Origin of the sequence: Pseudomonas ovata (assembly GCF_003131185.1) — a bacterium.
Classification (GTDB): domain Bacteria; phylum Pseudomonadota; class Gammaproteobacteria; order Pseudomonadales; family Pseudomonadaceae; genus Aquipseudomonas; species Aquipseudomonas ovata.
Map to the genome: position 1 here is coordinate 23,160 of NZ_QFFU01000007.1, position 24,535 is coordinate 47,694.

Consider the following 24,535-nt stretch of genomic DNA (forward strand, 5'->3'; position numbering starts at 1 on the left):
AGGCCGTGATCAGCAGGAACCGCTGCGGCTCTTAATGAAAGGTTGAAGGTTCGCCAGGCGGCGTCTTGCGCACAGCAACAATCAGGCAGGCCGCCGTCAGGGCGGCCAGGCTGGCGATGGCAAAGGTCCAGGCCGGACCCAGGGTGTTCCAGCTGTAACCTGCATACAAGGCGCCCAGAGCACCGCCCGTACCGGACAGGGCCGCATACAACGCCTGCCCCTGACCTTGCTGGCGCGCTCCGAAACTGCGCTGCACGAAGTGAATCGCGGCGGCATGAAAGCTGCCAAAGGTGGCGGCGTGCAGCAACTGGGCAAACAGCAGCACAGCCGGGTATTCGGGCCACTGGCCGAGCAGCAGCCAGCGCAATGCCGCCAGCATGAAGCTGACCGCCAGCACCTTGCGCACGCAAAAACGCTGCAGGATGCGGCCCATGACCATGAAGATCAGCACTTCGGCCACCACACCCAGCGCCCAGAGCAGGCCGATGGCGCCACGCCCATAGCCCAGATGCTCAAGGTGCAGGGTCAGGAAGGTGTAGTAAGGCCCGTGGCTGAGCTGCATCAAGGCCACACAGACGTAAAAGGCCAGCACGCCAGGGCGGGTCAGTTGCCGCCACAGGCCGCCCTCATCGACGCGCACGGGACCGGCTACTGGCTGGGCATTGGGCACCAGCCAGCTGCTCAAGGCGATACCGGTGATGATCGCCAGCAATAGATAGGGGTACAGGTCCAGGCTGAAGTGCTGCAGCAGTGCGCCCAGCACCACCACCGCCAGGGTAAAGCCGACCGAGCCCCAGACCCGCACCTGGCTGTAGCGCCAGGGCTGGTCACGCAGGTGCGCCAGGGTGATGACTTCGAACTGTGGCAGTACGGCATGCCAGAAGAACGCATGCAAGGCCATGACCATGGCCAGCCAGGCATAGGTTTTGTCGACCAGGATCAGGGCGAAGGTCACTAACGTGCAAGCCGCGCCGAAACGCACGATTGCCAGCCGACGCCCGGTGACGTCCCCCAGCCAGCCCCACAGATTGGGGGCAATGCAGCGCATCAGCATCGGAATGGCGACCAGTTCGCCGATGCGCGCACTGGAAAACCCCAGGTGACTGAAATACAGCGCCATGAAGGGCGCCGTAGAGCCCAGCAAGGCGAAATAGAACAGGTAGAACCCGGACAGCCGCCAGTAAGGCAGCTGTCCGCTGGCAACCGGCGTCACGCCGTGGCTCTTGGGCCGGCAGGTGTCACAGCTGGCCCAGCACCGGAGTGGTGACCTGCACATCGGCGTTCTGACCGCGATGGCGCAGCAGGTGATCCAGCAGCACGATGGCCATCATCGCCTCGGCGATCGGCGTGGCACGGATGCCGACGCACGGATCGTGGCGCCCCTTGGTCACCACTTCGGTCGACTGGCCGTCGACATCAATGGAGCGACCCGGCGTGGTGATGCTGGAGGTCGGCTTGAGCGCCAGGTGGGCGACAATCGGCTGGCCCGAAGAAATGCCGCCGATGATGCCGCCGGACTGGTTGGACACGAAGCCTTCAGGGGTCAGTTCATCGCGATGCTCGGTGCCGCGCTGGGCCACGCAGGCGAAGCCGGCGCCGATTTCCACGCCTTTGACCGCATTGATGCTCATCAGCGCATGGGCCAGCTCAGCGTCCAGACGGTCGAAGATCGGCTCGCCCAGGCCGGGCATCACGCCTTCGGCCACGACGGTGATGCGCGCGCCGACCGAATCCTGGTCGCGGCGCAACTGGTCCATGTAGGCTTCCAGTTCCGGCACCTTGTCCGGGTCGGGCGAGAAAAAGGCATTCTGCTCGACGCTGTCCCAGGTCTTGAACGCGATGGGGATCGGGCCCAACTGGCTCATGTAGCCGCGCACGGTGATGCCCAGGCTGGCCAGGTATTTCTTGGCAATGGCGCCGGCCGCCACGCGCATGGCGGTCTCGCGCGCTGAACTGCGACCACCGCCACGGTAGTCGCGGATACCGTACTTGTGATGGTAGGTGTAATCGGCGTGGGCCGGGCGGAACTGGTCCTTGATTGCCGAGTAGTCCTTGGACTTCTGGTCGGTGTTGCGAATCAACAGGCCGATCGAGGTGCCGGTGGTCTTGCCTTCGAAGACGCCGGAGAGGATCTCCACTTCGTCGGCTTCCTGACGCTGGGTGGTGTGCCGGCTGGTGCCGGGCTTGCGCCGGTCCAGGTCGCGCTGCAGGTCGTCCAGCGACAGCTCGATACCCGGCGGGCAGCCATCGACGATAGCGACCAGCGCCGGGCCGTGGCTTTCACCGGCGGTGGTGACAGTGAACAGCTTGCCGAAAGTGTTGCCGGACATGCGAGGGCTCCGAGAAAAACCAGTTCGAGAAAAGCAGGCGCGCAGTATACGCAGGCTCGTCGTACAGTTCACCCACGAACCTTCGCAGGCGCTGCGCGTCCAAGCGATACCTCCCTCATGATGGCCTTGTGATGCACCCTGGAATTTCCCTGAATCGCTCCTTGCCCGCCCTGCTCTGCCTGGCCTTGACGTTTCTGGCCGGCCTGGCCCAGGCCGCCGCGCCCAGCGTGCTGCAACGCCCCATCAGCCTGCAGACCGGCAATGGCACGTTGTATGGCACCTTGCTACTGCCACGCTCGGACCAGCCGGTGCCGGTGGTGCTGATCATCGCCGGCTCCGGGCCGACCGACCGCAATGGCAACAACCCCGAAGGCGGTCGCAACGACAGCCTCAAGCAACTGGCCATTACCTTGTCGCGGTACAACATCGCCAGCGTGCGCTATGACAAGCGTGGCGTGGCCGCGAGCAAGGCAGCCACGCCCGACGAACGCAACCTCAGCGTCGAAGGTTATGTTGACGACGTGCTGGCCTGGTCGCGCCAGCTCAAGCAGGATTCGCGCCTGGGCCCGCTGATTCTGCTGGGTCACAGTGAAGGCGCACTGATCGCCTCCCTGGCGGCCAGCCGGTCGCAAGCCGCGGCGATCATCACCGTGGGCGGCACCGGGCGCCCCGTGGATCAGGTGCTGCGCGAGCAGTTGCAGGAACGCCTGCCAGAAAACCTGCGCCAACGCAGCGATGAATTGCTCGACACACTCAAGGCCGGGCGCACCGACCCGCAGGTGCCTGATGACCTGAAGGTGGTGTTTCGCCCCAGCGTGCAGCCTTATCTGATATCGCTGTTGCGCCAGGACCCGGCCGCCGCGTTTGCCCGCATTCAAGTGCCGGCGCTGATCGTGCAGGGCCGCAACGACATCCAGGTCAGCGTCGAGGACGCGCAGTTGTTGCACCAGGCACGGCCTGAGGCGCAATTGGCGCTGATCGATGGGATGAATCACGTGCTGCGCATCGTGCCCAATGACCTGGAGCAGCAACTGCGTTCCTACCGCAACCCCAAGCTGCCACTGGCCAGCGAACTGACCCGGCATATCCTGGCCTTCATCGCAGAGGTGACGTCAATGCAACAGAATGTTGGCGTCAATCCGACCAACGCCCCTTAAGAGTCGGGCGAACCGGCCGATAGCGAGGCACTGGCTGTGTGTGCGCTGTGCACGGCCGTGGACAGGATTGCCGTGAATGACCCAAGCCACTGAAACCGCTGAAAAACCCGCCACTGAAGAGCCCGCCGCACCGCCGCAGCCCTGGGAAGAGGTGCTGCCCGAGCATTTCCAGATGCTGCGCCTGGCTCCCTTGCCCACCGATCGCGCCACCGGCGGGCGTCCTCTGCGCTTCGTGCAGTTCGGCCGCGCCGAACGCCACAGTCGGGAACTGAGCCTGCTGCGCCTGAATATCCAGCTGCCGGGGCAACGCGTGCGCCGTGAGCAGAACCACCTGGACGTGTGGGCTGATCACCAATTGCGCGTGGTGCGATTCGGGCCTGAGTCCGGTCTGCAGGTCGAGCCGTGGAACCGGGGGCTGGGACGCTTTCTGATCGCCCACGCCATTCACTGGGCGCAAAAGCGCTGGTCGACCTACAGGCTCGAAGGCGTCGAACTGGCCAGCAAGGACGGTTTGAACCCGGACACCCGCAATCGCCGCGATCATTTCCTGCGCACCCAGGGCTTTGAAGTCGTCTACGAAGACACTCAGCACATGAAGGGCAGCATCAAGGCGGTGCAGGTCGGCAACCTGCAGAACACCTGGAACAATGACAAGGTGCAGATCGTCGAGGTTATCGACGCTGCGCACATGCTGGAAAAGGCCGAGCAGAACCTGGCGGCGCAGGAAGCCGAAATCCGCAAGCATGAACAGAGGGTCAATAAATACAAGCGTGACGACAGCAGCCTGCGCTTCACCATTGCCTGCCTGGTCACCTTTGCGGTGTTCCAGGCCGGCCTGTTGATCTGGATCGCGACACACCGGTAGCACCCGGTGCGCCGGGCCGGCTTAAACCTGCGACTTGAACAAGGCCTGGTGCGTGCGGCACTGCTCGGCACTGAGCATGAACACACCATGGCCACCGCGCGTGAAGTCCAGCCAGGTGAAGTCGACCTGCGGGTACAAGGCCTGCACGTGCACCTGGCTGTTGCCGACCTCGATGATCAGCAAGCCTTTTTCGGTCAGGTGGTCGGCCGCCTCGCCAAGCATGCGCCGCACCAGGTTCAGGCCGTCGTCGCCGCAGGCCAGGGCCAGCTCCGGCTCGTGCTGGTACTCGTCGGGCATGTCGGCAAAGTCTTCGGCATCGACATACGGCGGGTTGGACACGATCAGGTCGAAGCGCTGGCCAGGCAAACCTGCGAAACCATCGCCCTGCACCGTATAGACACGCTCGTCCAGTCCATGACGCTCGATGTTCTGGTTGGCCACTTCAAGGGCGTCGAACGACAGGTCGGACAGAACGACCTCGGCTTGCGGGAAGACCTCGGCGCAGGCAATGCCGATGCAACCGGAGCCGGTGCACAGGTCGAGGATGCGCGCAGGTTCCTGGGCCAGCCAGGGCGCGAAGCGTTCTTCGATCAGTTCGGCGATGGGTGAGCGCGGGATCAGCACGCGCTCATCGACGATGAACGACATGCCGCAGAACCAGGCCTCGCCCAGCAGGTAAGGCGTGGGCACGCGCTCGTCGATACGGCGCTTGATCAGGCGCTGCAATTCGCAGACTTCATCGACTTCCAGCCGGCAGTCCAGGTAGCTGTCGGCGATCTCCCAGGGCAGGTGCAAGGCACCCAGCACCAGTTGCCGGGCTTCGTCCCAGGCATTGTCGGTCCCGTGACCGAAAAACACATCTTCCTCATGAAACCGACTGACAGCCCAGCGGATATGATCGCGCACGGTGCGCAAGCGGGAAGTGATCATGGGCAAGCTCCTGAGAAAACGACGCCAGATTCTAACAGCAGTGAGTGACGGAAAGCTGCAGAGTGTCTACCATTGCACCCCTTCCATCAAGGCAAACAGCCATCATCCAGTGCTTGTTCCCCTGTCCTGCAGGCCGCTAAAACCGCGGCTTTCAATTGTGGCGATTCACAGAACCGCTCGACCAGAGGACAATGTGACAAAAGCCCCACTTGAAGGAGCCCCTGATGCCCTCTCTTAAGACCATGTTTCAACTCAGCGGACGGGTGCATGCCCGGGCCAGCCTGAGCAATGCCACGCTGATCATCATCGACGCCCAGAAAGAGTACCTCAGCGGTCCTCTGGCGCTGAGCGGCATGCAGGAGGCACTGGCCAATATCGGCAAGCTGGTCGAAAAGGCCCGTGCGGCCAAATGCCCCATCGTGCACATTCGCCACCTCGGCACGGTAGGCGGCCTGTTCGACCCGCAGGGCGAACGCGGCAAACTGATTCCGGAGCTGCTGCCACTTGAAGGTGAGCATGTGATCGAGAAGCGCCTGCCCAACGCCTTCAATGGCACCGGCCTGCACGAGCTGTTGCAGAGCCTTGGCCATCTGGACCTGATTGTCTGCGGCTTCATGAGCCACTCGAGCATCAGCACCACGGTGCGAGCCACCAAGGACTACGGCTACCGCTGCACCCTGGTGGACGACGCCTGCGCCACCCGCGACCTGCCAGGCCCCGACGGTGTCGTCAGTGCACAAGTGGTACACCGCACCGAGATGGCTATCATGGCTGACAACTTCGCCACTGTGGTCGTGACCCAGGACCTGATCTGATCCCTTCGGGCTGTTGACGCTGCAACAGCCCGCCCAAGGCCCCTTATGCCAGACGATGACTTTTCCCTCTTTCACAACGAAATGCGCGGTGTGAAACCGATCCGGCATGCACATGCCGACCTTGGCAAGCCCAAGGCCGACCGCCGTCAACTGGACAGACTGCGCCAGTCGGCCGTGGCCAGCACGCAGACCCTGACCATTGACGGCCTGTCCGACCAGTTCGTCATCGATGTGGGCCCCGAAGATGTGCTGCACTGGGCGCGTGATGGCGTTCAGGAAGGGCAGATGCGCAAGCTCAAGCTGGGTCAGATTGCCTTCGAGGGCAGCCTGGACCTGCATGGCATGAACGTGGAGATGGCGCGCGAAACCCTCTGGGCGTTTCTTGCCGAAGCCACGAAACTGGAAGTGCGCTGCGTGCGCGTGACCCACGGCAAGGCGCAGCGCCTGGACGGCAAGCGGCCGATGATCAAGAGCCACGTCAACACCTGGCTACGCCAGCACCCGCAAGTGCTGGGCTTCTGCTCATGCCAGGCCCGGCATGGGGGTGCCGGTGCCCTGTATGTGCTGCTCAAGCGCACCATGCTTGAGGGGCGCGACGAATAACACACCCCTTGCCAGGCTCAGCGCGGCCCCGGGCCACCACCGCCTGGGCCACCGCCAGGACCGCCCTGATGGTGACCGCCGCCCCCGCCACCCTGCCCACCATGACCGCCTGGCCCCCAGAATGGCCAGCAACCGGACATTGACGACAACACGACGACAAACAGGGCTGTTTTTGCGACTCGACTCAACATGGGCTTTCCACTCTCCGGCAATAATCAGGATGATCTGCACCTGAGACTGCCCGAGCAGGCAAAAGTAGGTAGCGTTCTGGTCGCTGCATGGTAAGCAAACCGATACAAACCCGGCGTTTCACAAGCGGCCATACACCTGCCCGCATGGGTCGGGTAGTATGTGCGCCTGATCGCTCTCCATACGGAAACACATTCCCGTGACACTGGAACACAACTACACCGCCATCCTTGGCCAACTGGGCGAAGACGTTGCCCGTGAAGGCCTGCGCGACACGCCCAAGCGGGCGGCCAAAGCCATGCAGTACCTGTGCCGTGGCTACCAGCAGACGCTCGAAGAAGTCACCAATGACGCGCTGTTCAGCTCCGACGCCAGTGAAATGGTGATGGTCAAGGACATCGAGTTGTACTCGCTGTGCGAACACCACCTGCTGCCCTTCATCGGCAAGGCCCATGTGGCCTACATCCCCAATGGCAAGGTGCTGGGGTTGTCCAAGGTTGCACGCATTGTCGACATGTACGCCCGCCGGCTGCAGATCCAGGAAAACCTCAGCCGCCAGATTGCCGAAGCCGTGCAACAGGTGACCGGTGCACTGGGCGTGGCCGTGGTGATCGAAGCCAAGCACATGTGCATGATGATGCGCGGTGTGGAGAAACAGAATTCCTCGATGATCACCTCGGTGATGCTCGGCGAGTTCCGCGACAATGCCGCGACACGCAGTGAATTTCTCAGCCTGATCAAATGACAGGCACCGGTGCCGGGCGCTCTGCCCTGGCGCCGGCCCCGCCCCAAAGAGGTACGCCCGTGCTCATGAAAGCCCTTCGGGTTGGTCTTGGCCAACTCATCGTTCTTGGCGATGCCGTTTCCCGTCCGGCCCGCAAGAAACGCAGCGCCGAGGCCCAGGCCGAGGTCGACAAGGCCGCCCGGGACCTGACCCTGTATCAGTTCCATGCCTGCCCGTTCTGCGTCAAGACCCGCCGCACCCTGCACCGCCTCAATGTGCCGGTGGCCCTGCGTGATGCCAAGAACAACGAGACCGACCGCCAGACCCTGCTCACCGAGGGCGGCCGGATCAAGGTGCCCTGCCTGCGTATCCAGGAAGGCGACAAGGTCACCTGGATGTACGAATCCAAGGTCATCATCGCCTACCTCGACCAGCGCTTCGGCGCCGTCTGATCCATGCATTCAGTCGCCCCTGCCGGCGTTGCGCCGCCAGGGCGGCTGGTACTGTCCGCGACTAATGCGCCGCACGAATGACCGCCGCCAGGCGTCTGAGACCTTCATCCAGGCGCGCCGGATCGATATGGCTGAAATTGAGCCGCAAGTGGCCATGATGGGCCTGCGGATCGGCAAAGAACGGCTCGCCCGGCATGAACGCCACGTCCTGCGCCAGTGCTGCGTCAAGCAAGGTGCGGGTATCGAGCGGCCGCTTGAGGGTCAGCCAGAAAAACAGCCCGCCCTGCGGCGTGTTCCAGTTCGCAAGGTCGGCAAAATGCGTTTGCAGGGCCACCTCGAACGCATCGCGGCGCTCACGGTAGAACTGGCGCAACACGCCCAGATGGTCGTTGTAACGTGCGCTGCCGATCCACTGCAGGGCCTGCCACTGGCCGATACGGTTGGTGTGCAGGTCGGCCGATTGCTTCAGGCGCAGCAGGTGCGGGAACAGGTCGGGGCTGGCGATCAGGTAACCGACGCGCAGGCCCGGCAGCAGGGTCTTGGACACCGTGCCGGTATAGATCCAGCTTGAACGACGCAGCCGCGCCACGATCGGCCGCGCGCTGGCACCATCGAATGTCAGCTCGCGGTAGGGTTCATCTTCGATCAGGGTCACGCCGAATTCATCGAGCAAGGCGGCCACCGCTTCGCGCCGCGCCTCGCTGTAGCGCACCCCGGACGGGTTCTGAAAGGTCGGAATCAGGTAGGCGAAGGCCGGCGAGTGCTGTTCGAGGCGCTGACGCAAGGCCGCCAGGTCAGGACCTTCGGCCTCTACCGGCACGGTCAGGCAATCGGCCCCGAACAGCTGGAAAATCTGCAAGGCGGCCAGGTAGGTCGGACCTTCCATGAGAATTTCAGTGCCATGGTCGATGTACAGCTTGGCGGCCAGGTCCAGTGTCTGCTGCGAACCGCTGACCACCAACACCTGGCTGGCCTGACAATCGATGCCCAGCGCCCGGGCTTCGGCAGCCAGCGCTTCGCGCAGCGCCGGCTCGCCTTCGCTCATGCCGTATTGACCAAGACTGACCGGCATGGCCGACCAGTCCATCGCCGGCAGCATCGACTCGGCAGGCAGGCCACCGGCAAAGGACATGACCTCCGGGCGCTGGGCAGCGGCCAGGATCTCGCGGATCAAGGAACTTTTGAGACGTGACACTCGTTCAGAAAAAGCCATGACAGTTCACCGGTAGCCGAGCAGAAGGAAAATACGTCAAACTGGTTGACCAAACTACGTGGCCAGCGGTAGATACGTCAATATGCTTGACCTTAAAAACTGTTCCAGCCAACAACTGGCCATGGAAGCGTTCTTCTTCGGTTACCAGGCATTCACGGCCAAGGCCGACGAGATGCTGGCCCGCCAGGGCTTCAGCCGCGTGCACCAGCGCATCCTGTTTTTCATCGCCCGCCACCCGGACCTGAGCGTCAAGGAATTGCTCGGCGTACTGGGCGTCAGCAAGCAGGCGTTGAACATGCCGTTGCGCCAGCTGATGGCCATGGACATGGTGCACAGCACCGCGCCCGAGACCGACAAGCGCAAGCGCCTGCTGAGCCTGAGCGCTGAAGGGCAGGCGTTCGAGCAAGCCTTGCGCCGTGAACAGGTCAAGCTGTTGCAGCGCGTGTTCGCCGAAGCCGGACCAGAGGCGGTCGAGGGCTGGCTGAGGGTCAACCAGGCGCTGGGCAAGACCCTGCAGCCGGGCGCGGCCGGCAAATGAGTGAACAACTGTACGGCCCAATACGCCCTTCGCTGTATCGTAACGCCGTGTAACTGCCGGGTTTAGGCTGGGCGCCTTCGTCATTCGTATGTTGCAAGGAAAGCCCCGCATGCCCCAGACCGCCCTGAAAACGCCCCTGCGCCCGTTGGCAGATTCTTCGCTGTCCTCGGTGGTGGCCGGCTTCATTGCCATGATGACCGGCTGCACCAGTTCGCTGGTGCTGATGTTTCAGGCAGGACAAGCCGCCGGTTTGAGCGGTGGGCAGATTTCTTCGTGGTTGTGGGCCTTGTTCATGGGCATGGCGCTGTGCAGCATCGGCCTGTCGCTGCGCTACCGTACGCCGATCACCGTGGCCTGGTCGACGCCGGGGGCGGCGCTGTTGGTCACCAGCCTGGGCGGGGTCAGTTACCCCGAGGCCATTGGCGCCTTTATCACCTGCGCGGTCATGGTCACCCTGTGCGGCCTGACCGGCAGTTTCGAGCGCCTGGTACGCCGCCTGCCGGCATCGCTGGCCGCCGCCCTGCTGGCCGGCATCCTGTTCAAGATCGGCAGCGAAATCTTCATTGCCGCCCAGCATCGCACCGGCCTGGTGCTGGGCATGTTCTTCACCTACCTGATCATCAAGCGGATCTCGCCCCGTTATTGCGTACTGGCCGCCTTGCTGGTCGGCATCGGCCTGTCTGCCGTGCTGGGCCTGCTGAACTTCAGTGGCTTTGCGCTGGAACTGGCCACACCGGTCTGGACCACGCCGAGCTTCTCGCTGGCCGCGACCATCAGCATCGGCATTCCGCTGTTCGTGGTGGCCATGGCCTCGCAGAACATGCCGGGAGTGGCAGTGTTGCGGGCCGACGGCTACGACACGCCCTCCTCGCCCCTGATCAGCGTGACCGGCCTGGTTTCGCTACTGGCGGCACCCTTTGGTTCGCACGGCATCAACCTGGCGGCCATCAGCGCCGCGATCTGTACCGGCCCGCATGCGCATGAAGACAAGAGCAAGCGCTATACCGCTGCTATCTGGTGCGGGGTGTTCTACGCCGTTGCCGGCCTGTATGGCGCCACCCTGGCGGCGCTGTTCGCGGCCTTTCCCAAGGAGCTGGTGCTGTCGATTGCCGCGCTGGCGCTGTTTGGCTCGATCATGAACGGCCTGACCGTGGCCATGCAGGAACCCGGCGAGCGGGAGGCGGCGCTGATCACCTTTATGGTTACCGCCTCGGGCCTGACGCTGTTTTCGGTAGGATCGGCGTTCTGGGGGATCGTGGCGGGCGTGCTGACACTGCTGATCCTCAATGCCCGAGGACGATAGGAGCGCGCTCTGCCCGCGACCGAGTGCGCAGCGCTCGCAAAAGCTGCGAAACGCCACAAATTTACGACTGCTAACGCAGCCGGTGGCGGTGGCGGTGGCGGTGGCGGTGGTCCAGCATTCCGGCAAGCGCGCTCTGCCCGCGACAGCGTGCCGCCTTGGCGCGGCGCCAAGGCGGCGGGTAATCGTCTACAACCGGAAATGCCCGACCATGCCCTTGAGCTGGGCACCGAGGGCGGCGAGCTCAACGCTTGAGGTAGCGTTGCCCTGCATCGCCAGGGCCGACTGGTCGGCACTGCTGCGAATGCTGGTGACGCTGCGGTTGATTTCTTCGGCCACCGAGCTTTGCTGTTCGGCGGCCGCCGCGATCTGCTGGTTCATCTGCTCGATGGTCGAGACCGCCGTGGCGATGCTGCCCAGAGCGCTTTCGGTCTGGCGGGCATCACTGACGGCCAGCCTGACCAGCTCGCTGCTGCTCTGGATCTGCTCCACCGACACGCGCGCACCGTTGCGCAGGCTGGCCACCAGTTGCTCGATCTCGGCCGTGGACTGCTGGGTACGACGCGCCAGGGCCCGGACCTCATCGGCCACCACGGCAAAGCCACGCCCCTGCTCGCCGGCGCGGGCCGCCTCGATGGCGGCGTTGAGGGCCAGCAGGTTGGTCTGCTCAGCCACACTCTTGATCACGCCCAATACCTGATCGATGTCCTGCACCTGGGCGCTGAGGTTTTCAATGCTCTGGCTGGCAGCCGAGGAGGCATTGGCCAACTGCTCGATACGCTGCAGGCTCTGGCGCACCACCGCCTGGCCGGTGCCGACTTTCTCATCGGCACTTTGGGCCGCCAGCGCGGCCTGTTCGGCATTGCGCGCTACATCGTGCACAGTGGCGGTCATCTGGTTCATGGCTGTGGCCACCTGCTCGGTTTCTTCTTTCTGGCTGTTGACTTCCAGGTTGGTGTGCTCAGTCACCGTCGACAAATCATGGGCCGAGCTGGCCAGTTGTTCAATCCCGGCCTGCAGGCCACTGACGATCCGGCTCAGGCCGCTGCTCATCTGCTGCATGGCCTGCATCAACTGGCCGATCTCGTCCCGGCGCTCTACCTGGAGATTGCCGCTCAAATCGCCGGCAGCAATGCGCTGTGCCTGGCCGATCACCTGGCGCAGGGGCCCCACGATCAGGCGGGTAATCAGCCAGGCCGCCATCAGGCCGACCAGCAATGCCAGCACCGAGCCGGCGAGAATCTGCCAACTGCCAAGATTGATCTGTGCCTGCATCGACTGGTCTTCGGCGGCATACACCTGACGCACCTGCTCCATTACCTGCCGGGCATTGGCGGCCAGTTGCCCGGACACTTCGGCTTGCCGGGCCAGCAGGTCGGTGTATTGCTTGAGCTGGTCGTTGAAATTGGCAATGTGGCCACTGACCTCGTTGATCACTGTCTGGTAACCGGGGTCGCTGATCGCGCCCTTGAGTTCGTCGGCCAGGGCACGGGCCTGTTCGGCCTGTTCGATGGTGCCGGTGCGCACCTCCTCGCCCGCGCCGGTGCGGCGGCTCTTGTCCAGGCGCACACGGGCTTCGTCCATGGCCTGCAGCATCAAGCGGGAGACCTGGCTGACCTTGCCGGCCTGCTCGATGAACGCTGCACCCTCCTTGCCCTGAGTGTCCTTGAGCGTCCAGGCGCCATCGTCGGCCAGGCCGTTCTGCAGCACTTCAAGGTTGTTGGCGACGCTGGAGACCGACCAGTTGGCCATTTCCAGCGCCAGGTCCTTGCTCTGGTTGATGTCGACAAAGGCATCGAACGAGCGGCGATAGTCGACCAGCGACTGACGCACCTGACCCATCACCACCGCATTGGCCGGGAACGCGGCCGCGAGTGCCTCGGCACGCGCATTGAGTGCATCGACCTCGACCCGCAGGCGTTCGGCGACCTTGGGGTCGTTGTGCAGGGCATAGTCCTGCTCAAGCAGGCGCACATCGAGCAGGCTGCTGTTGAGCGTTGACATCTGCTTGAGCCCGTCGAAATGCTGGTTGACGCGCTGCAGGGACCACACGCCCATGCCCGCAACCAGTGCCGTCAGCAGCAACACCAGGCCAAAACCCAGGCCCAGTTTTTTTGCCATCCCCAGATGAGTGAATCCGGTCGACCTCATAGCATCCCGTTCCCATTAGAAAGATGTGTTACAGCAACATTCAATATCCGTGCAGGGTCGCAACGGACAAGCAGCCATACAAGCAGGGAATGCAGGAGTAGTAGCAATAAGCTATATGGAGGTCGTTTCCAGAATGTTTCAGGCCGGTGGCGGGCCCTGAAAATGGCTCGCCACCTTATTACGGTCTGTTCAGGCGCGGGTGCCGGCACTGACCCATAAGGTGCCAGCATCGGCATCCAGCACCGCTTCGGTGCCCAGCGGCAGGGCCACATTGACGCTGCCGTGCCCGACAGGCAAGCCGCCAAGTACCGGAATGCCCAGCTCGCCCAGCCGCTCGAGCAGCACCTGTGCCGGGGTGATGCTGCCGGCAGCCTGCTCCGGCACACTGAAATCACCAAGCGCCACGCCGGCCAGCCCTTGCAGCACGCCGCAGTTGCCCAGGTGGGTCATGAGCCGATCGACCCGATAGGCCGCTTCGCCAACGTCTTCGAGCAGCAGGATGGCGCCGCTCAAGTCGGGCATGAACGGGGTGCCGATGCAGGTGCTGAGCATGCTCAGGTTGCCCCCCAGCAGCAGGCCCCGGGCGCTGCCGGCAGTGCGCACGCTGCCGGTGCCGGCGCGTGGATCCGCCTTGAGCTGCACAGGCTCGGTGCTCATCAGCGCCTGCCGCAGGCCGGCGGCGAGTGTCGGGCTGTCGCCAATCTGATTGGCCACCGGGCCATGTACACAGGCCAGCCGTGCCTGGGCCCAGAGCAATCCGTGCAAGGCGGTGATGTCGGAGAAGCCACTGACCAACTTCGGATCGCGGCGCACGGCCGACAGGTCGACGCCTGCCAGAATACGCTGCACGCCATAGCCGCCCCGGTTGCAGATCACGGCACGAATCTCGGGGTCGTTCAGGGCCTGGTTGAGGTCGGCCAGACGGTTGGCATCGGTGCCGGCATGGAACGAATGCCGGTCCAGCGCATGCGGGTAGATACGCGGCCTGAGCCCCCAGCCTTCGAGCACAGCGGCGGCGGCCTCGATTCTCTGGGCCTGCACCGGGCCGGCCGGCGATACCAGGGCCACGGCATCGCCGGGACGAAGCGCTTGCGGATACAGCGTTGGAATCGACATGGGTCCATCCGAACAATCAATGAGCCGTCAATCTAAAGCAGCCGGGCCTGCCCGCTCAAGTCAGCTTTCTCGGCGGAACTGAAGGGAAAAGGCTCATTGGTCTGTCAGGCGTCCTTACGTTGCAGGAACGGCCGAGTGCGAAGCGCTCGCAGAAATCTCGGAGCGCTGCAAATTTACGACTGCTGCGCAGCTTGTAAAAATAGTGGCGTTCAATCAACTTCTGCGAGCGCTTGCGCACTCGGTCGCCGGCAAGCGGGCTCCTACCGGGTTGCAGCGGTCGGGGACAGCCTAATTGGCCTCAAGCCAGTTCGGCGACCACCGCTTGCAGCGCCTGGGCCGGATCGGCGGCCTGGCTGATCGGGCGGCCGATGACCAGGTAGTCGGAGCCGGCTTCCAGCGCCTGGCGCGGGGTCAGGATGCGGCGCTGATCGTCCAGCGCACTGCCGGCCGGGCGAATGCCGGGCGTCACCAGTTGCAAGGCCGGGTGCGCGGCCTTGAGCGCACGGGCTTCCTGGGCCGAACACACCAGGCCATCCAGGCCGGCCTGCTGTGCCAGGCCGGCCAGGCGCAGCACCTGCTCTTGCGGCTCGATGTCCAGGCCAATGCCGGCCAGGTCTTCACGTGCCATGCTGGTCAGCACGGTGACACCGATCAGCAAGGGCTGCGGGCCGCTGCGCTGGTCGAGCACTTCACGACAGGCCTGCATCATGCGCAGGCCACCGGAGCAATGCACGTTGACCATCCACACGCCCATCTCGGCGGCGGCCTTGACCGCCATGGCGGTGGTGTTGGGAATGTCGTGGAATTTCAGGTCCAGGAACACCTCGAAGCCGCGTTCGCGCAGGGTTTCGACGATGCCCGATGCGCTGCTGGTGAACAGCTCCTTGCCGACCTTGACCCGGCACAGCTTGGGATCGAGCTGATCGGCCAGCTTGAGGGCGGCGTCACGGGTCGGAAAATCCAGGGCAACGATGACTGGGGTCTGGCAGGCGGACATTAGCGGGTTCTCAGGCTGGTCGAAATCGGCGCGTATTGTAGCCGAACATCAGCGGCGACGGGACCCGATGATCAGCTTTTGCCATTGTCGGGGATCTGCCGCCTTCAAGGCTGTCATGCAAAACGCAAGGCCAGCCTACACTGGGAACCATCGGACACCGCAATGGCTCAAACCGACATGAACAAGAAGGAGTGCGCGTTATGCCCTGGTATGCCTGGTTAATTCTGATCGTTGCAATCGGCTCGATCGTTGGCGGGCTCATGTTGTTGCGCGACACGGCGCAAAAACTGCCACTGACCGAAGATCAACTCAAACGCGTGCGCGAGCGCAACGCCGAAATGGATGCCAAGGAGGCCAAGGATCGCTGACGCCGCCTGGGCATCGCCGCCTCGCTCAGGGCTTGACGGTCACCCGAGCCTTGTTGCCCATAGGCACCTCGACCGGCAGGGCGCGGGGTTCTATCACCACGCGAATGCCGTAGGGCTCGAAAATCCTGGCCATTTCACCGCTGTCGCGCACCTCGCGCAGCAACCCGGAGAACGCCTCGGCGGTTATCGCGCCGCCCGGGCGTATCAACGCAAAGTGCCGGTACACCTGATCCACACGCTCGGACACCAGTAACTGATCGGCCGCAAGAATATGGCGCACCTGTGCATCGTTAAGAAACGAACGAGTGACGGGCGCAATGTCCACCCGCCCACGCGCCACCATCAGCAGATTGCTCTCGTGCGAATAGGTCAGTGTTGCATTGAACGTGGACGTCAGATAGCCGGGGTCGGCGTTGTAACGCGCAAATCCGTAGTGGTAGCCGCTGAACAACGCCAGGTGCTTGTCGCTCAGGTTGGCAAAATAATCCTGCTGCCGGCCCGGTACCCGCCGGGCCACGAACACCTCAGTGTCCTCAAGGCCCATGTCGACGCTGACATGGGCAATGCCCTGCCAGTCCCACTGTGGATTCTCGAAAACCACCATGTCGACCCGCCCTTGGGCAAGATCGCGGTAACGCCGGGTGACCGAAGCCGGCACCACGACGAACGTATAAGCCTGCTGGCGGCGATTCAACGCGGCCACCAGTTCAGCGAGCAGATCCTGGCCCTGGCCATTTTCCGGCCGCACGACATAAGGCGGAAAATGCACGGCACCGATGCGCACGACCTGCGCAGCCTCAACCTGCACGCCGGCCGGCAACAAGGTCGCCAGGGCCAGCGCCAGAACAGCAAGAAACGAGCGTAGAGGCTTCATGATTCAAGGCGCGTGGAAAACTGTACACGCTATGCGGTTTTGACCGGTTAGACAACTCCGGCTACATCGGTGACGGCCAGTGGCAGCACCTTTGATACGCTTGAGAGTCGATGTAACACATACCTGCGCACACAGACGCGAATCTGGCTACGCTGGACGCACCTGTTGCGTATAGAACCGATGGATGGGAGCTTGAACATGCCGCATTGGCTGGTGATCGACCTGGAAGCCACCACCGAGGAAGGAGGTTGGCCGGTCGCAGAAATGGAAATCATCGAAATCGGTGCCACCCTGGTCAATCAGGATGGACGCGAACTGGATCACTTCGAGCGTTTCGTTCGCCCGGTCAGAAGGCCGCTGCTGACGCACTTCTGCCGCGAGCTGACTCACATCAGCCAGGGCGACATTGACAGCGCGGCCTTGCTGCCCGCTGTCTGGCTGCAATTCGAACGCTGGCTGGGTCACCACCGGGCCCGCGTCGTGGGCTGGGCCAGTTGGGGCGACTACGACCACAAGCAATTGCAGGAAGAATGGCGTAACCACAAGTTGAGCAGCGCCTTGCAGCAACTGCCCTATGTCAACCTCAAGCAGCGTTTTGCCCAGGCCCGGCAACTGCACCGCCCGGTGGGCCTCAACAGCGCCTTGCAACTGGCCGGCATGCAGTTCAGCGGCCAGCAGCACCGCGCTCTGGTCGATGCGCGCAATACGGCCAGGCTGATGCCACTGATCCTGCCTAACTAGCGCCCTGCAAGACCTTTGCAGCGGATGACGTAAAGAATCGGGTTGGGCATACTGGCCGCCCTTTTCCAGCCATTCTTCAAGGATCCGCCATGTTCAAGGTCAACGAGTATTTCGACGGCACCGTCAAATCCATCGCCTTCAGCCAGGCCGAAGGCCAGGCCACCATCGGTGTGATGGCCGCAGGCGAATATGAGTTCGGCACCGCCCAGGCCGAAATCATGCACGTCATTTCCGGTGAACTGGTCGTCAAGCTGCCTGACAGCAGCGACTGGCAGACCTTTGCCACTGGCAGCCGCTTCAACGTACCGGCCAACAGCAAGTTCCAGTTGAAAGTCAGCGTCGACACCGCCTACCTGTGCGAATACCGTTAAGGCCTCGAGCGGCAAGCTGAACCGCGAACCGACTGCTACGGTTCGCGCATCCGTCACACCTCGGCATTGAACTGCAACGCCGCCAGCCGTGCATACAGCGGGTTGCTGGCGATCAGTTGCCGATGCGTGCCCACGGCCACCAGGCGCCCCTGATCGATCACCGCAATGCGATCGGCGTTCTGCACGGTGGCCAGGCGGTGCGCGATCACCAACGTGGTGCGGTCCTTCATCAGGCTCGGCAGGGCCTGTTGAATCAGGTGCTCGCTTTGCGCATCCAGCGCACTGGTGGCCTCGTCCAACAGCAGGATCGGTGCATCGACCAGCAAGGCCCGGGCAATCGCCAGGCGTTGCCGTTGACCGCCGGACAAGCCCAGCCCACCCTCCCCCAGATGCGTGCGATAGCCGTTTTTCATCTGCTGGATGAATTCATGCGCATGCGCAATACGCGCAGCCGCCTCGACCTGCTCGTCGCTGGCCTGGGGCCTGCCGTAGCGAAGGTTGTCCTCGATACTGCCAAAAAAAAGCGCAGGGTTCTGTGATACCAGTGCAAAGCAACGGCGCAACTCGTGTGGATCAAGCTGCTTGAGCGGTACGCCCTCGATGCGAATCTCGCCGTGCTGCGGGTCATAGAAACGCAGCAACAGGTCGAACAGCGTGGATTTGCCCGCCCCGGAAGGCCCGACCAGGGCCAGGGTCTCGCCAGCCTCGATGGTCAGGCTCAGCGCGTCAAGCACCTTGCGCTCCGGCCGTGAAGGATAGGCAAAGCCAATATTTTCAAGCGCCAGGCGACCACTGACCCGCGCCGGCAAACGGTCGGTGACCGTCAGCGGTGCTTGTATCTCATTGCGTGCCTGCAGCAATTCGCCAATGCGCTGTGCGGCGCCGGCAGCCCGCTGCAGTTCGCCGATCACCTCGCTGATGGTGCCGAACGAGGTGCCGACAATCAGTGCGTAGAACACAAAGGCGGCCAGTTCGCCGCTGGTGATGCGTCCGTGAATGACATCCATGCCGCCGACCCACAGCATCACCGCCACGGCCCCCAGCACCAGGCCGATCACCAGAGTGAACAGCAAGGCGCGTTGCAGGATATGCCGGCGGGCAGCCTCGAAAGCCTGCTCGACCGTGCCGGCAAAGCGCTCGCGGTCCTGCGGCTGGTGATTGTAGGCCTGCACGGTCTTGATCTGCCCCAGGGCCTCGGCCACGTAGCTGCCGACCTCGGCAACCCGGTCCTGATTCTGCCGCGACAGGCGCCGTACCCGGCGGCCGAAGATCACGATCGGCGCCAGCACCAGCGGCAGGAAGGCCACGACAATGCTGGTCAGGCGCGGGTTGGTGATGAACAGCAGCACGATGCCACCGATGACCATCAACGCGCTGCGCAGGAACATTGACAGTGAGGCGCCGATCACCGATTGCAGCAAGGCTGTGTCGGCGGTGAGCCGCGACTGGATCTCCGAACCGCGGTTGGATTCATAAAAGCCGGGGTGCAAATCGACCAGATGGTTGAAAACCGCCTTGCGCACGTCGGCCACCACACGCTCACCGGTCCATGACACCAGGTAGGAGCGCACGAACGTCCCGCCGGCCAGGCCCAGGATCAGGCACACGAACAGCACAATCGACTCGTTGAGCGATTCGGTCGAGCGGGTCATGAATCCTTGATCGACCACCAGTTTGATGCCCTGGCCCATGAACAAGGTGATGCCGGCGGTCACCACCAGGGCCAGCAAGGCGGCGCCAATGCGCCAGCGGTAAGGTGAAATAAAACGCCAGGCCAGGCTCAGGGCCTGACGCGAATCACCGGAAAACGCAAAAACCATGAACTCAATTCCATCTGTCGTATCACATATAAGGCAAGGCTAGACTACTGGCACTTGCGCACCTGCGTCAGCCACCCTACGTGGTTATGACGACATTGCAGAGACACCGGAACCGATCGGTCTAAGCAGGCACTGGATGTTTACAGCCTGTTCTGCTGCACTACCGCACTTGAATGATCGCGGCGTCACGGCGCGTTCATCAAGCGTGATTACCTTGACTGCGACATCTGATGAAGGAGAAAGACCATGAGCTTGCAAACCAGCGGCAATCAAGTTGAGGTCATTCGGGCCACCCCCAGCCTTCCCGTGGGTGGCGCAATTGTCGACGAGCACGGCCGCGAGGTCCTGATCACCGAAGCCATGGTGCAGGCCGCCTGCCAGGAATGCGACAAGCACTGGGTAACACCCGACAAAGAAGACTGATGCTATACCCAAGCTTATGACCCGGCCCTTGTGTCGGGTTTTTTATGCGCCAGACGAAGGCTCAGCGCGCGTGCCTGTCGCGGAAAAACATCCGCCGATAATCGGACGGCGAAGTGCCCAGGTGTGCACGCAACTGCTGGCGCAAGGACAGCGACGTACCAAACCCGGCCTCCTGAGCAATGCATTCGACCGACAGGTCCGTGGTTTCCAGCAACTGTTGCGCCCGTGCCACGCGCTCGGCACTCACCCAGCGCGACACGGTACTGCCTGTGGCCTCGCGAAACCGGCGCGTGAAGGTGCGCCGGCTCATGCGCGCCACCCCGGCCAGGTCATCAAGCGACAGCGGACCGGACAGGTTGGCGCGGGCCCAGGCCAGCACCTCGGACAAGCGCGTTTCGGACGCCAGTTCAGGCACCGGCTGCTCCACATACTGGGCCTGGCCGCCCGGCCGGTGCGCCGGCGTCACCAGCAGCCTGGCGGTGCGATTGGCGGCATCGGCACCGTGGCGCTGGCGAATCAGGTGCAGGCAGCAGTCGATGGCGGCCACGGTGCCGGCCGAGGTCATGATGTTGCCGGCATTGACATAGAGCACCTCCGGCCGAAAACGGGCCTTGGGGAAGCGCCGGGCAAAAGCATCGCGGGCGATCCAGTGCGTGGTGGCTTCCTTGTCGTCGAGCAGGCCGGCATCACCCAGCACGAAGGCGCCCAGGCACAGGCCGACGATCAGCCTGCCCTGCGCGTTCGCCTGCTGCAGCGCCTGCACCAACGCTGCTGAAGCCGCTACGTCGGGGTCGCTCCAGGCCGGAATGATGATCACCTCACAGGTTTGCATCAGCTCAAGCCCATGCGCGACATCGATGCCGACATCCTGGTCGCTCACCACCCTGCCCGGCGTCTCGGCACAGTACATCACCTCGTAGTGGGCCACGCCGGGAGTCAGCTCGACCGCCCCGAGCACGATGCCGGGAATGGACAGGTGAAACAGGCTCACACCGTCATAGGCAAGCACGGCAACGCGAACGGCAGGCATGGGCGGCACTCCGGATCATCCAATCGTGGCCCGAACCTATCGCCTGGCAGCGTATGGGTCAAACCCTGTATGGCCCGATTACATCGATATATGTCATTCAGGCCACTGTTGTCGATCTGCATATCCCACAACAATAGGCACTTCGAACAGCCTGCGGCCTTGAGATTGCCCGTCGTGCACTCTTGGTCTGGCAGGCCAGCCCACGAGCACTACTTTCTATGCTGCTCATTCATCAGGAGCCTCAAACATGCAACAGGGCCTTATCGTTGTGGATCTGCAAAACGAATACCTGCCCACCGGCAAGCTGCCGTTGTCGGGCATAGAAGCCGCGGCAGCCAAGGCGGCACGCGTGATTGCCCACGCACGGGAAACGGGCGTGCCGGTGTTTCATATCCAGCATGAATTTGTCGATGATGAGGCGCCGCTGTTCGTCAAAGGCTCCGACGGCGTGCAGATTCAGCCTGGCGTGGCGCCGGTCGGCGACGAGCCGGTGATCGTCAAGCACCACATCAATGCCTTTCGTGAAACGGACCTTGCACAGCAACTGCACGCACAGGGTGTCGAAAGCCTGGTGGTGGTCGGCGCCATGAGCCACATGTGCATCGATGCCATCGTGCGGGCCGCCGCCGACATGGGCTACCCGGTGACTGTGCTGCACGATGCCTGCGCCACGCTCGACCTGACGTTCAACGACGTGACCGTGCCGGCTGCCCATGTGCATGCCGCCATGATGGCGGCCTTCGAGTTCGGCTACGGCACGGTCAAATCGGTGGATGACCACCTCAAGGCCTGAGGCCAGGCGTCACACCAATCGGGCACCCAGCGCCTGCACCACCTGCGCCAGCGCCTGGGTGCCTTCGCCTTCGAGCCTGACCTTCAGTGCATCGATTTCGCGGCGCGGCGGGTAGTGTTTGCGCAAGGCGTCGAACGCCTGGCGCTGGCTGTCGGTGTCACCTTCCAGGGTGCGGCGAAAGTCGGCGTCATCGCGGCGCGGGTCATAGACACCGCGGCACAGCATGGCCAGGGCCCAGGCCGGGTCGGCCTCGCGGTCCAGGCCGACATGCGCCAGCCATTGGCGCGGCAGCAGGTCCTGCAACTGGATGCTGGCCGGCTGTTGCAGAAAGGTGCACAACGCCTGGTAGATCTGCGCCGTGCCACGCTGGCGGCCGTCGAGGCTGTAGCCGGCAATGTGCGGGGTCGCCAGGGTGCACAGCTCGGCCAGCGGCACATGAACCTGCGGCTCGCCCTCCCAGACATCCAGCACCGCCTGCAAGTCCTCGCGGTCAAGCATCACCTCGTACAGTGCCTGATTGTCGACCACCGCGCCCCGGCTGGCGTTGATCAGCCAGGTGCCCGGGCGCAGGCGCTCCAGGCGCGGGCGGTCGAACAGGTGCCAGCTGGGGTGGGCGCCGGCCCGGTCCAGCGGCGTGTGCAGGCTGATCACATCGCAACGCTGGATGATCTCGTCCAGGCTCACATAGTCGCCGCCCTCGGCCTGCTGGCGCGGCGGATCACACACCAGCACGTTCCAGCCCAGGCCACGCAGCACCTCGATCAAGCGCCCCCCGACCTGCCCGGCCCCGACCACGCCATAAGTGCGCCGGGGCAACTCGACGCCTTCGATTTCGGCCAGGGTCAGCAGGCTGCCCAGCACGTAGTCGACCACGCCCCGGGCATTGCAGCCCGGCGCGCTGGACCACTGGATACCGGCCTCGCTGAAGTAGTCGAGGTCCAGGTGATCGGTGCCGATGGTGCAGGTGCCGACAAAGCGCACCGGGCTGCCTTCGAGCAGGGCGCGGTCGACCGGGGTCACCGAGCGCACCAGCAGGATATCGGCATCGGCCACGGCCTCCCGGTCAATGGCGCGGCCCGGCAGGCGGCGGATCGTGCCCAGCCCGGCAAAGAATGCGTCGAGCAGCGGAATGTTTTCGTCAGCAACGATGTGCATGGGTGACTCCGTGGGTACGACGTGGGAACGGGAACAGGCCTTCAGGCAGGTGGCCGGGCCTGTCAATCAGCCTTCTTGCGAATCCAGTACAGAAACGTGCTGCCTTCGACCTGCTGGTCCACCAGCTCATGGCCCAGAAATACGCAGAACTTGGGAATGTCGCGGCGGGTCGAGGGATCGGTGGCGATCACCTTGAGCAAACCGCCAGCGGCCAGGTCACGGACTTTCTGGTGCAGCATCATTACAGGTTCCGGGCAATTCAGGCCGGTGGCATCGAGGATGGCATCGGCGGTGGGGGTTTCGATCGGGTCAGGCATCGTTTACTCCGAAAAACAGGTGAGCGGTGTGGCGCCTCGTCTGAGGGCAGGTCAAGCCTTGCGCAGATCCAGGCGACGCAGATGGCAAGTGACCTCTTCACGGTCGTGGTACAACTGCTTGCAGCCGATGGACACCTTGACGCCGCGGGCCTTGAAGCCGTCCTCGATGCGCTCCAGCAGGCGGCGCACTTCAGCGTAGCGTTGTTTCATCGGCAGCTTGAGGTTGACCACTGCCTCGCGGCACAAGCCCTCGCCCAGCCAGGTTTCCAGCAAGGCGGCATTGCGTGCCGGCTTTTCGACGATGTCGCAGACCATCCAGTCCACGGTCTGGCGCGGCTTCCAGGTGAATCCGTCGGTCATCAGGTGCTGCACCAGGCCGGTGTCCATCAGGCTTTCGGCCATCGGGCCATTGTCGATGGCGGTCACCAGCATACCGCGACGCACCAGCTGGTAGGTCCAGCCACCGGGTGCGGCGCCCAGGTCGACGCCGGTCATGTCGCCGGACAGACGCTCGTCCCACTGGTCGCGCGGGATAAAGTGATGCCAGGCCTCCTCAAGCTTGAGGGTCGAACGGCTGGGTGCCTCGCGGGGGAACTTCAGGCGCGGGATGCCCATCGGCCACATCGCATTGTTATCGGCCTCGGCCAGGCCCAGAAAGACCTCGCGGCCACTCTTGAAGGTCAGCAGCAAACGCGGCAGCGCGGGGTCTTCACGCAGCTTGCCGGCCTTGAGCAAGGCCTTGCGCAGCGGCACCTCGAACTTGCGGCAAAAAGTTGAAAGCTCCTTGCCATCATTGGTGTCGAGCACTTCCAGCCACAGGCTGCCACACACCGGAAACGCGTTCAGGTGTTCGAGCAATACGCTGATACGGTCGGTTTCCGGCAGTTCGACAAATTCGCCCCGTGCCCACTGGCGCGGGAAGATCAGGCGGTCAAAACGCTGGCCTTGCATCAGGCGCTGGGCGCCGCCTTGTTCAAGGCAGATGAACTCGGCGCAGGCGGTGTCGGCCTTGGCCCTGGCATAACCGGCCACGTTCAGGCGGGCGGCGATGTCGGCTATTTCCGAGCAGACCTCGCCTTCAAAGCCGGGCCGGCAATGCATAAACAGCGTATTCATGGACGGCTCCAGGGCCTGTGGCAATCAAAGCCGCGCATGATAGCCCAAACCGGAACCTCTGATGCAGCTCAAGGGTCCACACCCTCAGTACGGGAATTGGCGCACTGACCGTGTTGCGCCGCCGCTCAGGTCCTGATGCTCACAAGG

General features: G+C 63.5%; 26 protein-coding genes and 1 pseudogene. 13 read left to right on the forward strand and 14 right to left on the reverse strand.

Annotated elements, in window-relative coordinates:
* Window positions 1–31: 31 nt before the first annotated feature.
* The gene (locus DGA31_RS11760; RefSeq protein WP_109512643.1) at window positions 32–1,213 is read right to left on the reverse strand and encodes an MFS transporter; all 1,182 of its coding nucleotides are present in this window, start codon (window positions 1,211–1,213) and stop codon (window positions 32–34) included.
* A gap of 25 nt (window positions 1,214–1,238) precedes the next feature.
* On the reverse strand, window positions 1,239–2,330 hold the full coding sequence (aroC, locus tag DGA31_RS11765) for a chorismate synthase (RefSeq protein WP_056840239.1): 1,092 nt from the start codon (window positions 2,328–2,330) through the stop codon (window positions 1,239–1,241).
* 131 nt (window positions 2,331–2,461) lie between these two features.
* Between aroC and DGA31_RS11770 the strand changes: the two genes are divergently transcribed.
* Both DGA31_RS11770 and DGA31_RS11775 read left to right on the forward strand, forming a co-directional pair.
* Window positions 2,462–3,487 carry an alpha/beta hydrolase gene (locus tag DGA31_RS11770; protein WP_109512644.1) on the forward strand — a complete coding sequence of 342 codons (1,026 nt, stop codon included), beginning with the start codon at window positions 2,462–2,464 and terminating at the stop codon, window positions 3,485–3,487.
* A gap of 76 nt (window positions 3,488–3,563) precedes the next feature.
* Window positions 3,564–4,352, forward strand: coding sequence for a hypothetical protein (locus tag DGA31_RS11775; RefSeq protein WP_109512645.1), 789 nt, complete (start codon window positions 3,564–3,566; stop codon window positions 4,350–4,352).
* Between the two features lie 21 nt (window positions 4,353–4,373).
* Here the strand turns inward: DGA31_RS11775 and prmB are convergent, their stop codons facing one another.
* The gene (prmB, locus tag DGA31_RS11780; RefSeq protein ID WP_056840242.1) at window positions 4,374–5,282 is read right to left on the reverse strand and encodes a 50S ribosomal protein L3 N(5)-glutamine methyltransferase; all 909 of its coding nucleotides are present in this window, start codon (window positions 5,280–5,282) and stop codon (window positions 4,374–4,376) included.
* Between the two features lie 224 nt (window positions 5,283–5,506).
* Between prmB and DGA31_RS11785 the strand changes: the two genes are divergently transcribed.
* From DGA31_RS11785 to DGA31_RS11805, 4 genes are all read left to right on the forward strand, one after another.
* Window positions 5,507–6,097, forward strand: coding sequence for a cysteine hydrolase family protein (locus tag DGA31_RS11785; RefSeq protein ID WP_056840243.1), 591 nt, complete (start codon window positions 5,507–5,509; stop codon window positions 6,095–6,097).
* 45 nt (window positions 6,098–6,142) lie between these two features.
* Window positions 6,143–6,700, forward strand: coding sequence for a Smr/MutS family protein (locus tag DGA31_RS11790; RefSeq protein ID WP_056840244.1), 558 nt, complete (start codon window positions 6,143–6,145; stop codon window positions 6,698–6,700).
* A gap of 388 nt (window positions 6,701–7,088) precedes the next feature.
* Window positions 7,089–7,634, forward strand: a complete 546-nt coding sequence (folE, locus tag DGA31_RS11800; protein WP_056840245.1) for a GTP cyclohydrolase I FolE — start codon at window positions 7,089–7,091, stop codon at window positions 7,632–7,634.
* A 59-nt stretch (window positions 7,635–7,693) separates the two neighbouring features.
* On the forward strand, window positions 7,694–8,065 hold the full coding sequence (locus tag DGA31_RS11805; protein WP_161959182.1) for a glutaredoxin family protein: 372 nt from the start codon (window positions 7,694–7,696) through the stop codon (window positions 8,063–8,065).
* Window positions 8,066–8,126: 61 nt separating this feature from the next.
* Here the strand turns inward: DGA31_RS11805 and DGA31_RS11810 are convergent, their stop codons facing one another.
* Window positions 8,127–9,278 carry an aminotransferase-like domain-containing protein gene (locus DGA31_RS11810; RefSeq protein ID WP_109512648.1) on the reverse strand — a complete coding sequence of 384 codons (1,152 nt, stop codon included), beginning with the start codon at window positions 9,276–9,278 and terminating at the stop codon, window positions 8,127–8,129.
* A gap of 82 nt (window positions 9,279–9,360) precedes the next feature.
* Here DGA31_RS11810 and DGA31_RS11815 point away from each other — a divergent pair, with 82 nt between their 5' ends.
* Both DGA31_RS11815 and DGA31_RS11820 read left to right on the forward strand, forming a co-directional pair.
* Complete coding sequence (locus DGA31_RS11815; protein WP_109512649.1) at window positions 9,361–9,816, forward strand: MarR family winged helix-turn-helix transcriptional regulator; 456 nt, start codon at window positions 9,361–9,363, stop codon at window positions 9,814–9,816.
* Between the two features lie 109 nt (window positions 9,817–9,925).
* Entirely contained in the window at window positions 9,926–11,119 is a 1,194-nt protein-coding gene (locus DGA31_RS11820; RefSeq protein WP_109512650.1) for a benzoate/H(+) symporter BenE family transporter, read from the forward strand.
* 186 nt (window positions 11,120–11,305) lie between these two features.
* Here the strand turns inward: DGA31_RS11820 and DGA31_RS30700 are convergent, their stop codons facing one another.
* From DGA31_RS30700 to pyrF, 4 genes and pseudogenes are all read right to left on the reverse strand, one after another.
* Window positions 11,306–12,187, reverse strand: a complete 882-nt coding sequence (locus DGA31_RS30700) for a methyl-accepting chemotaxis protein (protein WP_421957964.1) — start codon at window positions 12,185–12,187, stop codon at window positions 11,306–11,308.
* Window positions 12,167–13,267: pseudogene (locus DGA31_RS30705) on the reverse strand (HAMP domain-containing protein); the annotation flags it as partial. The pseudogene DGA31_RS30705 and the gene DGA31_RS30700, both read right to left, overlap by 21 nt.
* A 189-nt stretch (window positions 13,268–13,456) precedes the next feature.
* A complete protein-coding gene (locus tag DGA31_RS11830; protein ID WP_109512652.1) occupies window positions 13,457–14,383 on the reverse strand; it encodes a S66 peptidase family protein in 927 nt (308 codons plus the stop codon).
* A 298-nt stretch (window positions 14,384–14,681) separates the two neighbouring features.
* Window positions 14,682–15,380 carry an orotidine-5'-phosphate decarboxylase gene (gene pyrF, locus DGA31_RS11835; protein ID WP_056840252.1) on the reverse strand — a complete coding sequence of 233 codons (699 nt, stop codon included), beginning with the start codon at window positions 15,378–15,380 and terminating at the stop codon, window positions 14,682–14,684.
* A gap of 200 nt (window positions 15,381–15,580) precedes the next feature.
* Here pyrF and DGA31_RS11840 point away from each other — a divergent pair, with 200 nt between their 5' ends.
* Window positions 15,581–15,748: a DUF2897 family protein gene (locus DGA31_RS11840; protein ID WP_082481693.1), complete on the forward strand. Its 168-nt coding sequence runs from the start codon at window positions 15,581–15,583 to the stop codon at window positions 15,746–15,748.
* Between the two features lie 25 nt (window positions 15,749–15,773).
* Here DGA31_RS11840 and DGA31_RS11845 read toward each other — a convergent pair whose 3' ends face one another.
* Complete coding sequence (locus DGA31_RS11845) at window positions 15,774–16,625, reverse strand: substrate-binding periplasmic protein (protein ID WP_109512653.1); 852 nt, start codon at window positions 16,623–16,625, stop codon at window positions 15,774–15,776.
* 195 nt (window positions 16,626–16,820) lie between these two features.
* On the opposite strand from DGA31_RS11845, the gene DGA31_RS11850 reads away from it, so the two are divergent.
* Together DGA31_RS11850 and ppnP are read left to right on the forward strand one after the other, a co-directional pair.
* On the forward strand, window positions 16,821–17,363 hold the full coding sequence (locus DGA31_RS11850; protein ID WP_109512810.1) for a 3'-5' exonuclease: 543 nt from the start codon (window positions 16,821–16,823) through the stop codon (window positions 17,361–17,363).
* Between the two features lie 89 nt (window positions 17,364–17,452).
* The gene (ppnP, locus tag DGA31_RS11855) at window positions 17,453–17,734 is read left to right on the forward strand and encodes a pyrimidine/purine nucleoside phosphorylase (protein ID WP_056840254.1); all 282 of its coding nucleotides are present in this window, start codon (window positions 17,453–17,455) and stop codon (window positions 17,732–17,734) included.
* Between the two features lie 53 nt (window positions 17,735–17,787).
* Here ppnP and DGA31_RS11860 read toward each other — a convergent pair whose 3' ends face one another.
* Entirely contained in the window at window positions 17,788–19,554 is a 1,767-nt protein-coding gene (locus DGA31_RS11860) for an ABC transporter transmembrane domain-containing protein (RefSeq protein WP_109512654.1), read from the reverse strand.
* A gap of 246 nt (window positions 19,555–19,800) precedes the next feature.
* Here DGA31_RS11860 and DGA31_RS29990 point away from each other — a divergent pair, with 246 nt between their 5' ends.
* Window positions 19,801–19,977, forward strand: coding sequence for a PA1571 family protein (locus tag DGA31_RS29990; protein WP_056840256.1), 177 nt, complete (start codon window positions 19,801–19,803; stop codon window positions 19,975–19,977).
* Between the two features lie 61 nt (window positions 19,978–20,038).
* Here the strand turns inward: DGA31_RS29990 and DGA31_RS11865 are convergent, their stop codons facing one another.
* Window positions 20,039–21,007, reverse strand: coding sequence for a GlxA family transcriptional regulator (locus DGA31_RS11865; protein WP_109512655.1), 969 nt, complete (start codon window positions 21,005–21,007; stop codon window positions 20,039–20,041).
* A gap of 247 nt (window positions 21,008–21,254) precedes the next feature.
* Between DGA31_RS11865 and DGA31_RS11870 the strand changes: the two genes are divergently transcribed.
* On the forward strand, window positions 21,255–21,800 hold the full coding sequence (locus tag DGA31_RS11870) for a cysteine hydrolase family protein (protein ID WP_109512656.1): 546 nt from the start codon (window positions 21,255–21,257) through the stop codon (window positions 21,798–21,800).
* A 9-nt stretch (window positions 21,801–21,809) separates the two neighbouring features.
* Here the strand turns inward: DGA31_RS11870 and pdxB are convergent, their stop codons facing one another.
* From pdxB to rlmM, 3 genes are all read right to left on the reverse strand, one after another.
* Window positions 21,810–22,955, reverse strand: a complete 1,146-nt coding sequence (gene pdxB, locus DGA31_RS11875) for a 4-phosphoerythronate dehydrogenase PdxB (RefSeq protein ID WP_109512657.1) — start codon at window positions 22,953–22,955, stop codon at window positions 21,810–21,812.
* Window positions 22,956–23,017: 62 nt separating this feature from the next.
* Complete coding sequence (gene tusA / locus DGA31_RS11880) at window positions 23,018–23,272, reverse strand: sulfurtransferase TusA (protein ID WP_109512658.1); 255 nt, start codon at window positions 23,270–23,272, stop codon at window positions 23,018–23,020.
* A 51-nt stretch (window positions 23,273–23,323) separates the two neighbouring features.
* Entirely contained in the window at window positions 23,324–24,388 is a 1,065-nt protein-coding gene (gene rlmM, locus DGA31_RS11885; RefSeq protein ID WP_056840261.1) for a 23S rRNA (cytidine(2498)-2'-O)-methyltransferase RlmM, read from the reverse strand.
* Window positions 24,389–24,535: the final 147 nt, after the last annotated feature.